Below are 12,532 nucleotides of genomic sequence, written 5' to 3' on the forward strand. Positions count from 1 at the left end.
AGGGTGCGGCCGCGCGTGAACTGGGCGGATCGAAGTGGTGCGGGATGCGGACATGTCGATGAGAAGGGCCGATCGCCTGAGCCGGTTGCAGACCGCGTTGGAAACCGGGGGCTATCTCCGGCTGAAGGATGCGGCCCAACTGCTGGGGGTTTCCGAGATGACCGTGCGGCGGGATGTCGCCTCATGCCATGGGCGCTTCACCTACCTCGGCGGCTATATCGCCGGCGGGTTGGAAGCACCGGGCGGCATGGGGTACATCCTTGACCGCGAGCGGGACGCGCATATCGAGATGAAGCGTGCGGCCTGCGAGGCGGCGGCGACCTTGCTGAAGCCCGGCGAGACAGTCTTCATCGACTGCGGCACCACCACACCCCATCTGGCCAGCCGCATCCCGCCCGACAGCCGGATCACCGTCGTCTGCTATGCGATGAACATCGCTGAAATCGTCTGCCGGAAGCCGGGCGTGCGCGTGGTCATGCTGGGCGGCCTCTACCATGCATCCTCGGCATCCTTTTCCAGCCCGGAATCCCTGGAGATGCTGCGAGGGATCGGCATCAACACCGCCTTCATCTCGGCCGGCGGCGTGCATGAAGCGCTGGGGATCAGTTGCTCCAACTTCCACGAGGTGGAGATCAAGCAGGCCGCCATCGCCAATGCCCTGACAAAGGCGTTGGTGATCGATTCGTCCAAGTTCGATCAGGTCAAGCCGGCATTTTTCGCCAAGCTCGACGGCTTCGACCTCCTGTGCTGCGACCGCGGGATCGATGCGGCGCGGTCCGAGCGGCTGGCTGAGGCCGGCGTCCGGAGCGTGCTGGCCTGAACCGCGCGCACGTCGAGGGCGGTTACCCAGGAAGCCCTGCGGCCGCTTCCGCGATGCGCAATCCTGCGCAGGGCAGCCGGCTTACCTTTGGGGTAAGCGGACGGTTGACAGCCCGCACCGTCCGGTAACATACCTTCCTGACGATGGAATTCAGGGAGACGCCACGATGACCGACACCGCCCCGCCGGTCCTGCTCATCCGCGAGGGTGCCGTGGCGTGGATCAGGTTCAACCGCCCCACCGTTCTCAATGCGCTGGACGAACCCACCGCCGCCGCCTTCCGCGATGCCTGCCGCAGCGTGGCGGAGGAGGGCGGACGGGGACCGACGCGCGTGCTGGCGATCGCCGGAAACGGCCGGGGCTTCATGGCCGGCGGCGATGTCGGCCGCTTCAACGACGATCCCGCCTCGGCACCCGAGGTGGCGGGCGCCATCATCGCCCATCTGCACGAGTCCCTGCGCATCCTCGACCGGCTCGATGTGCCTGTACTGGCTGCCGTGCATGGGCCGGTGGCCGGGGCGGGGATGAGCCTCGCCTGCGCGGCCGATCTCTGCATCGCCGCCGACGACGCCAGGTTCACCATGGCCTATGCCCGCATCGGAGCCACGCCGGACGGGTCGGGCAGCTACCACCTGCCGCGTCTGGTCGGCCTGCGCCGGGCCATGGAACTGGCGATGCTGTCCGACGTGATCGATGCCGCGGAGGCGCTGCGGGTCGGCCTGGTCAACCGGGTCGTGCCGGCGGCGGCCCTGGCCGGGGAGGCCGCGGCGCTCGCCGCCCGTCTGGCCGCCGGTCCGACCGCCGCCTATGCCGGCATCCGCCACCTGTTGCGGCAATCCTTCGCCCGGACGCTGGACGGGCAGCTGGACGCCGAACGCGACCGCTTCCTGGCCACTGCCGAAACGGCCGATTTCCGCGAGGGCATCGCCGCCTTCGTCGCCAAGCGCAAGCCGGACTTCACCGGCCGCTGACCCTTCTCCTCCGCCCGACAAATGGATCGAACCATGCAGAACGACATCGTCATCGTCGGCGCCGCCCGTACCGCCATCGGCGGGTTCGGCGGCAGCCTGAAGGATGTGCCGCCGACCCGGCTCGCCACCGTCGCGGTGAAGGCCGCGCTGGAGCGCTCCGGTGCCGCGGCCGATGCGGTCGGCCATGTGGTGATGGGCAACGTCATCCCGACCGAGACCAACGATGCCTATCTCAGCCGGGTCGCGGCGATCGACGCCGGCATTCCCATCGGCGTGCCGGCCTTCAACGTCAACCGGCTGTGCGGCTCCGGCCTGCAGGCCATCGTCTCGGCGGCGCAGTCCATCGCGCTCGGCGACTGCGACGTCGCCATCGGAGCCGGTGCCGAATCGATGAGCCGCGGTCCCTATTTCGTGCCGGGCGCCCGCTGGGGAACCCGGCTCGGCGACGGCGCGCTGGTCGACTACATGAACGGCATCCTGCACGACCCGTGGCAGAAGATTCACATGGGCGTCACCGCCGAGAATGTCGCCGCCCGCTACGGCATCGACCGCGAGGCGCAGGATGCCCTGGCGATCGAAAGCCAGCGCCGCGCCGCGCGCGCCATCGCCGAAGGGCGGTTCAAGGAGCAGATCGTCCCGGTGGAGATCGCGTCGCGCAAGGGCACCGTCGTCTTCGATACCGACGAGCATGTCCGTGGAGACGTCACGCCCGAAGGGCTGGCGAAGATGAAGCCGGTCTTCCGGAAGGACGGATCGGTGACCGCCGGCAACGCATCCGGCCTGAACGACGGCGCCGCCGCCGTGGTGCTGGCCGACGCCCGCCGGGCCGAGGCGCTGGGGCTGAAGCCGCTGGCCCGCCTGGTCGGCTACGCCCATGCGGGCGTCGAGCCCGATTACATGGGCATCGGCCCGATCCCGGCGACCCGCAAGGTTCTGGAGCGTACCGGCCTGTCGGTCGCCGACCTCGACGTCATCGAATCGAACGAGGCCTTCGCGGCGCAGGCCTGCGCGGTCATCCGCGAGCTGGATTTCGATCCGGCCAAGGTGAACCCCAACGGCTCCGGCATCTCGCTCGGCCACCCGGTGGGCGCGACCGGTGCCATCATCACGGTGAAGGCGATCCACGAGCTGCACCGCAGCGGCGGACGCTATGCGCTGGTGACGATGTGCATCGGCGGCGGCCAGGGCATCGCCGCGATCTTCGAGCGGGTGTGACGCCGGCACCCCGGAGCGCGGTCTGAGGGGGAGGACGTCTACCCTTCGCCGCGCTCCTCCCGCTTGGCCTGCTGCCAGAATGCTTCCATTTCGTCCAGCGTGGCGTCCTGCGGCTTGCGGCCCTGGGCCTCCAGCAGCGCCTCGATCCGGTGGAAACGGCGTTCGAACTTGGCGTTGGTGCCGCGCAGCGCCGATTCCGGCTCGACCTTCAGCCGGCGGGCGAGGTTGACCAGGGCGAACAGCAGGTCGCCCATCTCGTCCGCGACCCGCTCCTGCGCCGATCCGGCGTCCATTTCCGCCCGCAATTCCCGCACCTCCTCCTCGATCTTGTCGAGGATGTCGCGGGCGTCGGTCCAGTCGAAGCCGACCCGCGCGGCGCGGTTCTGCAGCTTCAGCGCCCGGGTCAGCGCCGGCAATCCGGCGATGACACCCTCCAGCGCCGACGGCGCCCGCCCCTCCTCGGCCGCCTTGGCCGCACGCTCGGCCGCCTTGTGGTCTTCCCAACGCGAGGTCTGATGGTCGGCGGTCTTCACCTCGTCCGGTCCGAAGACGTGGGGGTGGCGGCGGATCATCTTGTCGGTGATGACGCCAGCGACCTCGTCGAAGTCGAACAGCCCCTCCTCGTGTGCCATCTGGCTGTAATAGACGACCTGGAACAGCAGATCGCCAAGCTCTTCGCGAAGGGCGGCCTTGTCATCCTTCTCGATGGCGTCGGCGACCTCATAGGCCTCCTCGATCGTGTGCGGCGCGATGCTGCGGTAGGTCTGCTCCAGATCCCACGGACAGCCGCCGTCGGGATTCCGCAGCCGCGCCATCACCTCGATCAGCCGGTCGATGTTGCGGGTCATGTCGTGCCGTCTCCGGATACGGGGGAGGGGAAGGGGAGGGACCGCGACGATAGCCGAGCGGGGCGGGCGGGGGAAGCGGGGAGGGCCATGGCCGACGGCGGTTCACCTCCGGAACCCGCATGCATGATCCCCGGCGAATGGAACATTTGAAACCGGGTGAAACATTTTCCCAGATCATGCCCCGAGGAGTGGTGTAGGATCTGGGTCGCTCATCAGGTTCTCCGGCCGGTCTGGCCGGATGGTCAGGCGGCCACAGCGGGCAGGCTGACGATGGGATCATCGCCGAGCGGGGCGATGGTTTCCAGCGTCATGTAGCGTGCCCGCTGAACGGCCCATTCATCGTTTTGCTCCAAGAGGATGGCGCCGATGAGCCTCGTAATCGCTTCCTCGTTGGGAAATATGCCGACAACCTCGGTGCGCCGCTTGATCTCGCCGTTGAGACGTTCAATCGGGTTTGTCGAGTGGAGCTTGGCCCGATGCTCCCTGGGAAAGGTCATGTAGGCCAGGACGTCTTCTTCCGCCTCGTCCATCAGGGTGGCCAGCTTCGGCAGCTTGGCCCGGACCTGATCGGCCACTTGCCGCCACTGCGTGCGAGCAGATGCCGCATCGTCCTGGGCGAAGGCCGTGGCGATGAAGGCCGCCACGACACGGCGTCCGCTCTTGCCGGCGTGGGTGAGCGCTGTCCTGGAGAAATGGACCCGGCACCTTTGCCACGTCGCCTGGAAGACCCGGGTGACGGCGGCCTTGATGCCGCCATGGGCGTCGGAGATCACCAGCTTGACGCCGCTCAGACCACGGCGCTTGAGCTTGCGTAGGAACTCGATCCAGAAGGTTTCCGCCTCGGACGGGCCGATGTCCATGCCCAGCACCTCGCGCCGGCCGTCGGTGTTGACCGCCACCGCGATGGTCACGGCGACCGAAACGATGCGTCCGTTCTGGCGCACCTTCACGTAGGTGGCATCCAGCCACAGGTAGGGCCAGTCGCCCTCGATGGGACGGCCGAGAAAGGTCTTAACCCGCTCGTCGATCTCGGCGCACAACCGACTGACCTGGCTCTTGGAGATGCCAGACATTCCCATGGCCTGGACCAGATCGTCCACCGAGCGCGTCGAGATGCCCTGGATGTAGGCCTCCTGGATCACCGCCGTCAGCGCCTTCTCAGCCATCCGCCGCGGCTCCAGAAAGCCGGGGAAGTAGGAGCCCTTGCGCAGTTTGGGAATGCGCAGCTCGACGGTGCCGGCTCGAGTTTCCCAGTCGCGATCGCGATAGCCGTTGCGCTGAACCAGTCGCTCGGCCGACCGTTCGCCATGACCGGCGCCGGTCAGGCCCTGCACCTCCAACTCCATCAGCCGCTCGGCAGCAAAGCCGATCATCTCGCGCAGAACATCGGCATCCGCGCCCTTCTCAAGCATCGCGCGAAGCGCCATCATCTCGTCGGTCATCGTGGTCACCCTTCGGTCGGGTTGAGGTGTGGTGACCAGACTCTATCGAAGAACCGCGATGACCGCCCCGCTATGGATAACCGGCCCGCCTACGCCAGCCATCGGAGGGCGCTACGGCGGGCCGGTTCCCCACAGCTCCTACACCACCCCGTGGGGCACGACCTTTTCCCCCCTGTTCCACTGTTCACTGCGCGCAGCCATCGGGGCAGGAAACTGGAATTGAGGTTGGAGCATGAGGGCTCTCCACAACAGGGTTCGGGTGTGGAAGCCTACCACAAATCCCGATACGGAGAAAAATCAGGAATAATATCCTTCCAGCGTCCCCCCCAGAGGCAGGACTGACAGGTCTATGGTGCACTGGACTGACATTTTAGCTTTGCGCTTACACAGGGTATAAGCACATAATAATCATTATGGAAATACACGACGCTCCGGGATCATGCGACATCGCATGATCCCGGAGCGTCTCCCCCTATGGCAAGGGCGATTTCAGTAATGGCCCGGTCCTTATCGCCTGATCCTTATCGGCCGGTCCGGGTGGCGAGCCGCAGGGCAAGCGCACCGGCCGAGGCGGCAGTGGCGACGGCGACCACGCCGTTCCACCCCCAGATCGCCAGAGCCTGGCTGCCCAGCGTGGCGCCGGCCGCCATGCCGATGAACATTCCCACCATCAGCACGGCGTTCAGGCGGCTGCGGGCTGCCGGGTCGATGCCATAGACGATGGTCTGATGGGCGATCAGGGACGCCTGGACGCCGAGGTCGAAGCCGACGGCGCTCGCCACCAGCAGCCACAGGCGGCCATCCTCCGGCACCCACGGGGACAGCGCCATTGCGGCGAAGGACAGAACGGCCAGACCGGCACCCAGCCGGGTCATCAGCTCCGGCCCGCGGCTGTCGGCGATGCGGCCGGCGACCGGCGCCACCAGCGCACCCGCCGCACCGGCCAGGCCGAAGGCACCGGCGGCGGCGGCCCCCAGATGGAACGGCGCGCCATGCAGCATGACGGCCAGTGTCGACCAGAAGGCGCTGAAGCCCAGCGACAGCAGTCCCTGCGCCAGCGCCGCCCGGCGCAACGCGGCATGACGGCTCCACAGCACGGCCAGCGACGCCAGCAGCTCGCCATAGCGCAGGTCGGTCGTCGGTGTGAAACGCGGCAACCCGCGCCACAGCGCAACGGCCAGCAGCGCGATGCTCCCCGCCGCCGCCATGAACACCGCCCGCCAGCCGAAATGCTCGGCGACCGCACCGCTGACGACTCGCGACAGCAGGATGCCCAGCAGCAGCCCGGTCATCACCGTGCCCACCGCCCGGCCGCGATGTTCGGCAGGGGCCAGCGCGGCGGCGGCCGGCACGATGTCCTGCGCCATCGTCGCCGACAGCCCGAGCACGAGGCTCGCCCCCAGCAGCGCGCCGATGGACGGAGCCAACCCCGCCGCCAGCAAGCCCGCTGCCAGGACGGCGGCCTTGGCCAGGATGATCCGGCGCCGGTCGAACCGGTCGCCCAGCGGCGCCAGCAACAGGATGCCGAAGGCGTAGCCGAGTTGCGTCATCGTCGGCACCCAGCCGACCGCGCGGTCGTCGGCCTGGATGTCGGCGCCGAGAACCCCCAGCATCGGTTGGCTGTAATAGAGCGAGGCAACGGCCAGACCGGCACCGGCCGCTAGCAGGAGGACCAGAGGCTGGCTCAGCCCGGTCTCGCGCACCGCCGGCATGGCAATCGGGCTTTCATGCGCATCTTGAATGCTGGACATCGTGTCATCCCCTCAAGGGCTTGGTTGAGGGGGATAATGGCCCTGAAAATCCATGCATGGTAGCCGAACAGGGTGTAGATTTGTTATACACTGGGCGTATGAACGGCGATCTTCTTCCCATCGGCAGCGACCGCATTGCCCTGTTGGAAACCTTCATCCGCATCGTCGATTCCGGCAGCCTTTCGGCGGCGGCGGCGCAGTTGGGCAGCACCCAGCCGACGATCAGCCGCCGTCTGCAGCAGCTGGAGCGCCTGCTGGGCGTCCGGCTGCTGCAACGGTCGACCCATCGGATGAAGCTGACCGAGGACGGTGCGCGCTGCTACGAGCGGGCCAAGGATCTGCTCGACGGCTGGCAGATGCTGGAAAGCGACGTGCGCGGGGCCGACGACCAGCCGTCCGGGCATTTGCGGGTGGTCGCGCCCCATGCCTTCGGACAGCAGCAGTTGATCGGACCGTTGGCCGATTATCTGCGACGCTACCCGCGGATGACGGTGGAGTGGCTGCTGCACGACCGCATGCCGGACTTCATCGCCGAAGGCATCGACTGCGCCATCCGCGTGGGCGAGATCGGCGATCCGTCGGTCATCGCGCTCCGGCTGGCCGAGGTGCCGCGGATCGCGGTGGCCGCCCCTGCCCTGCTCGCCGGCCGGCCGGTGCCGTCCCACCCGTCCGAACTGGCGGAACTGCCGTGGCTGGCCTTGCGCACCTTCTACCGGGACGAGGTGACGCTGACCCATGCCGGAACCGGCGAGATCGCGCGCTTCCCGATCCGGCCGCGCCTGTCCACCGACGGGTTGCAGGCGGTGCGCAATGCGGCGATCGAGGGGTTGGGCGCCGCCATCGGGTCGCACTGGGCGATGGTCGAGGATCTGGCGGCTGGCCGGCTGCTGCATCTGGCGCCGGACTGGCAGGCGGCGGCGCTGCCGGTCAATCTGGTCTATCCGCCGGCCCGCTTCCAGCCGGCCCGCCTGCGCCGCTTCATCGAGGTGATGCGGCGTGCCGTTCCCGTCGCCTTCGGCACGGTCCAGGCACCATAGGCGGTTCGCGCCGCAGTGCGGCGGACCGGATGCGCACTGTCATGATGTAGCAACACTACAGAACCTCAACCGGCGCAGGCATCGGTTCGTCTTCCCTGAAAAATCTCGCTTTTCCTCACTGAATCCGGGCTCCCCCTGCGACCGAATTACCCGGGCGATGCGCTTGCCAGGGCCGGACCGACGAGAGTATGTAGTAAAGCTACAAGGCGGGCGCGAAACCCGGCCCCACCCCCAAGACCGGCATCGGACCGGCATCGGGGCGCGGCAGCAAGGACATCGAGCCAAGGACATCGAGCGATGAACATGGACAGCAAGGATGTGGGCGGCTGGAGCCAGCCGACCCCTCAGACCCTCGACGCACTGATGCCTGACGCCATTGCGCTCGCCGCCGAGAATCTCGGCGTGAAGAAGGCCCATTACGACACCCCCACCCTGTTCGCCCTGGCGGTCCTCGCCGGTGCCTTCATCGCGCTGGGCGGCCTGTTCGCCACCGTCGTGATGTCGGGGGCGGACGGCATGCTGCCCTACGGGCTGACCCGCCTGCTGGGCGGGTTGGTCTTCTCGATGGGGTTGATCCTGGTGATCGTCGGCGGGGCACAGCTGTTCACCGGCGACGCGCTGATGGTTATGGCCTGGGCCAGCGGCCGGCTGCATGCCCGCGAGATGATGCGGGTGTGGACCACGGTGTGGATCGGCAATTTCGTCGGCGCCGCCGGCACCGCGCTGCTGGTGTTCCTGTCCGGGCAATACACCTTCGGCCATGGCGCGGTCGGCGCGTCGGCCCTCTATTTCGCCATGTCCAAGAGTTCGCTGCCGACCGGTCAGGCCTTCTTCCTGGGCATCCTCTGCAACGTGCTGGTCTGTCTCGCGGTGTGGCTGGCGCTGGGCGCCCGCAGCGTCGGCGACAAGATCCTGGCGATCACCTTCCCGGTTGCCGCCTTCGTCGCCGCCGGCTTCGAACACTGCGTCGCCAACATGTATTTCGTCCCGCTCGGCTTGCTGATCGAATGGGGCGCCCCCGCCAGCTTCTGGGCCGATCTCGGCCGCGCCGCGCCCTCCATCCCGGTCGGCCATTATCTGGTCAACCTCGTCGCCGTCACCATCGGCAACTGGATCGGTGGAGCGGTCATGGTCGGCGCCGTCTACTGGTTCATCTACCGGCGCCCCAAGCTGCACTGAGCGGCCCTGACGCGGCACCGGCACGAGACACCTCCCCCAAATATCTCCCCAAGATACCTCCTAGATACGGGACATCCCTTCCCATGAGCGCCATCACCGAAATCCACGCCCGCGAAATCCTCGACAGCCGCGGCAACCCGACCGTCGAGGTCGACGTCTCCCTGGACAGCGGCGCCTTCGGCCGCGCCGCGGTGCCGTCGGGCGCCTCCACCGGCGCCCATGAGGCGGTCGAGCTGCGCGACGGCGACATGAGCCGCTTCGGCGGCAAGGGCGTGCTGAAGGCCGTGCAGTCGGTCAACGGCGAATTGTCCAAGGCCCTGATCGGCATGGACGCCGCCGACCAGCGCGTGCTCGACATGACCATGATCGAGATCGACGGCACCGAGAACAAGAGCCGCCTGGGCGCCAACGCCATCCTGGGTGTTTCGCTGGCGGTGGCGCGCGCCGCCGCCGAGGATGCCGGCCTGCCGCTCTATCGTTACGTCGGCGGCGCCTTCTCGTCGCTGCTGCCGGTGCCGATGATGAACATCATCAACGGCGGCGCCCATGCCGACAACCCGATCGACATCCAGGAATTCATGATCATGCCGGTGGGCGCCGAGACCGGCGCCGACGCCATCCGCATGGGCTCCGAGATCTTCCAGTCGCTGAAGAAGAAGCTGAAGGACGCCGGCCACAACACCAATGTCGGCGACGAGGGCGGCTTCGCCCCCAACCTCGCCTCGACCGAGGATGCGCTCGGCTTCGTCATGAAGGCGATCGAGGCCGCCGGCTACCGGCCGGGCGACGACGTCATGCTCGCCATCGACGCCGCCTCGACCGAGTTCTTCAAGAACGGCAAGTATGAGCTGGCCGGCGAGGGCAAGTCGCTGTCGCCCGAGCAGATGGTCGCCTACTGGGCCGATCTGGTCGGCCGCTATCCGATCATCTCGGTCGAGGACGGCATGGCCGAGGACGACTGGGAGGGCTGGAAGGCGCTGACCGACGCCATCGGCTCCAAGGTGCAGCTGGTCGGCGACGACCTGTTCGTCACCAACCCCAAGCGCCTGGCCGACGGCATCAAGCGCGGCGTCGCCAACTCGATCCTGGTCAAGGTCAACCAGATCGGCACCCTGTCGGAGACGCTGGAAGCGGTCGACATGGCGCACAAGGCCGGCTACACCGCCGTGCTGTCGCACCGCTCGGGCGAGACAGAGGACAGCACCATCGCCGACCTCGCCGTCGCCACCAACTGCGGCCAGATCAAGACCGGCTCGCTCAGCCGTTCCGACCGCCTCGCCAAGTACAACCAGCTGATCCGCATCGAGGAGCAGCTCGGCGTCGCGGCCCGTTTCGCCGGCCGCGGCATCCTCAAGGCCTGATCCGCCAAAGGGTTTCGTCAAAGGGTTTCAGAGCTCCTGGGATCCCGACGCCCGGCAGCCGCCCCGCCCCGCCCTCTCCCGCCCCCGGAGAGGCGGCAAAGGGTGGGACGGCTGCCCCAAAGGGATTTCATGGACGGGCGGCGAGCGTCGTGATCGCTGAGACGTCTCGCCCTTGGCCCCCTCCTCCCGTCTCTCCCCGGGGGGAGGGGGAAGCCCCGCAGGTCCCCACCGGCCCCGGCTCCGACGCCCCTTCCGCCGCAGCTGCGGCATAGTGTCAAGGCCGCCGGTTCCGCTTGGTTTCGTGTTGCAATGCACACTTGATATATTAATATATTTATGGTTCCCGCGCGGCGTTGAAGCCGGCGCACACATGGCGGCGGAACGTCCCCGATTTTTGAGACGCCGCCCCATCGGACCGCACAGACGGGCCGTTCGCTCGACCCGGTCAACCGGAGTGTTCAGACAATGCGTGCCAGTGGTGAAGCTTTCGGCAACGGCGCCAGCGCCGCGGTCGAGAATGTGACCTTCGACGAAATCCAGATCGGCCAGTCGGCCAGCCTGTCGCGCCAGTTGACGCTGACGGATGTCGAGCTGTTCGCCACCGTGTCGGGCAACATCAACCCGGCCCACCTGGACCCGAAATTCGCGGCCGACAGCCGCTTCCAGAAGGTGATCGGACCGGGCATGTGGTCCGGCTCGCTGATCTCCGGCGTGCTGGGCACCACCCTGCCGGGCGCCGGTTCGCTCTATGCCGGACAGAGCCTGCAGTTCCGCCGCCCGGTGGGGCTGGGCGACGTCGTTACCGCCACCGTCACGGTGATCGAGAAGCGGCCGGCCAAGAACATCGTCGTCTTCGACTGCGTCTGCACCAACCAGGACGGCGAGGTGGTGGTGCTGGGCACCGCCGAGGTGATCGCCCCGACCCAGAAGGTCATCCGTCCGGCGCATGAGCTGCCGCAGATCCAGATGATCCGCCACGACAAGCACGACGCGCTCCTGCGCAAATGCGACGAGCTGCCGCCGGTGCTGACCGCCGTCGCCCATCCCTGCGACGAGAGCTCGCTGCGCGGCGCCGTCGAGGCGGCCGAAGCCGGGCTGATCGACCCGATCCTGGTCGGTCCGGCCGAGAAGCTGAAGGCGCTGGCCGCGTCCAAGGGGCTCGACATCGCCCGCTTCCGCATTGTCGACGTGCCGCATAGCCACGCCGCCGCCCAGACCGCCGTCGCGCTCGCCCGTGCCGGCGAGGCCGAGGCGGTGATGAAGGGCAGCCTGCACACCGACGAGCTGATGAGCGAGGTCGTCCGCAAGGAGACCGGCCTGCGCACCAACCGCCGGCTCAGCCACGTCTTCGTCATGAACGTGCCGACATACCCGCGGGCGCTGCTGATCACCGATGCGGCGATCAACATCTACCCGACGCTGGAAGACAAGGTCAGCATCACCCAGAACGCCATCGACCTCGCCAAGGTGCTGGGCGTCGAGGTTCCGCGCGTCGCCATCCTCTCGGCGGTCGAGACGCTGAACCCGAAGATCGCCACCACGCTGGAAGCCGCGGCCTTGTGCAAGATGGCCGACCGCGGCCAGATCACCGGCGGCATCCTCGACGGCCCGCTGGCCTTCGACAACGCCATCAGCCGCGAGGCCGCCATCACCAAGGGCATCAATTCCCCGGTCGCCGGCCAGGCCGACATCCTGCTGGTCCCGGACCTGGAAGCCGGCAACATGCTGGCCAAGCAGCTGTCCTTCCTCGCCAACGCCGACGCCGCCGGCATCGTGCTGGGCGCGCGGGTTCCGATCATCCTGACCAGCCGCGCCGACAATGTGCGCACCCGCCTCGCCTCCTGCGCGGTCGCATCGCTGCTCGCCGCCTCGCAACGCCGGCCGACGCTGTCGCTGGCCGCCGAATAGG

At 67.8% G+C, this 12,532-nt stretch carries 10 protein-coding genes; 7 read left to right on the top strand and 3 right to left on the bottom strand.

Annotated features, from left to right (window positions below):
* The first annotated feature begins 52 nt into the window (after window positions 1-52).
* The 3 genes from AL072_RS27135 to AL072_RS27145 all read left to right on the top strand — a co-directional run bounded on the left by AL072_RS27135 (window position 53) and on the right by AL072_RS27145 (window position 3,005).
* Window positions 53-820, top strand: a complete 768-nt coding sequence (locus tag AL072_RS27135) for a DeoR/GlpR family DNA-binding transcription regulator (RefSeq protein ID WP_082109410.1) — start codon at window positions 53-55, stop codon at window positions 818-820.
* Window positions 821-986: 166 nt separating this feature from the next.
* Window positions 987-1,790, top strand: a complete 804-nt coding sequence (locus AL072_RS27140) for an enoyl-CoA hydratase/isomerase family protein (protein WP_045585887.1) — start codon at window positions 987-989, stop codon at window positions 1,788-1,790.
* A gap of 33 nt (window positions 1,791-1,823) precedes the next feature.
* Window positions 1,824-3,005: an acetyl-CoA C-acyltransferase family protein gene (locus tag AL072_RS27145; RefSeq protein ID WP_045585888.1), complete on the top strand. Its 1,182-nt coding sequence runs from the start codon at window positions 1,824-1,826 to the stop codon at window positions 3,003-3,005.
* Between the two features lie 38 nt (window positions 3,006-3,043).
* Here the strand turns inward: AL072_RS27145 and mazG are convergent, their stop codons facing one another.
* The 3 genes from mazG to AL072_RS27160 form a co-directional block, all read right to left on the bottom strand.
* Entirely contained in the window at window positions 3,044-3,853 is an 810-nt protein-coding gene (gene mazG / locus AL072_RS27150) for a nucleoside triphosphate pyrophosphohydrolase (RefSeq protein WP_045585889.1), read from the bottom strand.
* Window positions 3,854-4,095: 242 nt separating this feature from the next.
* Window positions 4,096-5,295, bottom strand: coding sequence for an IS256 family transposase (locus tag AL072_RS27155; RefSeq protein WP_045582226.1), 1,200 nt, complete (start codon window positions 5,293-5,295; stop codon window positions 4,096-4,098).
* Window positions 5,296-5,816: 521 nt separating this feature from the next.
* On the bottom strand, window positions 5,817-7,046 hold the full coding sequence (locus AL072_RS27160; RefSeq protein WP_045585890.1) for an MFS transporter: 1,230 nt from the start codon (window positions 7,044-7,046) through the stop codon (window positions 5,817-5,819).
* Window positions 7,047-7,144: 98 nt separating this feature from the next.
* Between AL072_RS27160 and AL072_RS27165 the strand changes: the two genes are divergently transcribed.
* The 4 genes from AL072_RS27165 (at window position 7,145) to AL072_RS27180 (ending at window position 12,531) form a co-directional block, all read left to right on the top strand.
* Window positions 7,145-8,083 carry a LysR family transcriptional regulator gene (locus AL072_RS27165; protein WP_045585891.1) on the top strand — a complete coding sequence of 313 codons (939 nt, stop codon included), beginning with the start codon at window positions 7,145-7,147 and terminating at the stop codon, window positions 8,081-8,083.
* A 297-nt stretch (window positions 8,084-8,380) separates the two neighbouring features.
* Entirely contained in the window at window positions 8,381-9,262 is an 882-nt protein-coding gene (locus AL072_RS27170) for a formate/nitrite transporter family protein (protein ID WP_045585892.1), read from the top strand.
* Window positions 9,263-9,345: 83 nt separating this feature from the next.
* The gene (gene eno, locus AL072_RS27175; RefSeq protein ID WP_045585893.1) at window positions 9,346-10,623 is read left to right on the top strand and encodes a phosphopyruvate hydratase; all 1,278 of its coding nucleotides are present in this window, start codon (window positions 9,346-9,348) and stop codon (window positions 10,621-10,623) included.
* Window positions 10,624-11,088: 465 nt separating this feature from the next.
* The gene (locus tag AL072_RS27180) at window positions 11,089-12,531 is read left to right on the top strand and encodes a bifunctional enoyl-CoA hydratase/phosphate acetyltransferase (RefSeq protein WP_045585894.1); all 1,443 of its coding nucleotides are present in this window, start codon (window positions 11,089-11,091) and stop codon (window positions 12,529-12,531) included.
* The last annotated feature ends 1 nt before the right edge of the window (window position 12,532 follow it).

The organism is Azospirillum thiophilum, from assembly GCF_001305595.1.
GTDB classification, from domain to species: Bacteria; Pseudomonadota; Alphaproteobacteria; order Azospirillales; family Azospirillaceae; genus Azospirillum; species Azospirillum thiophilum.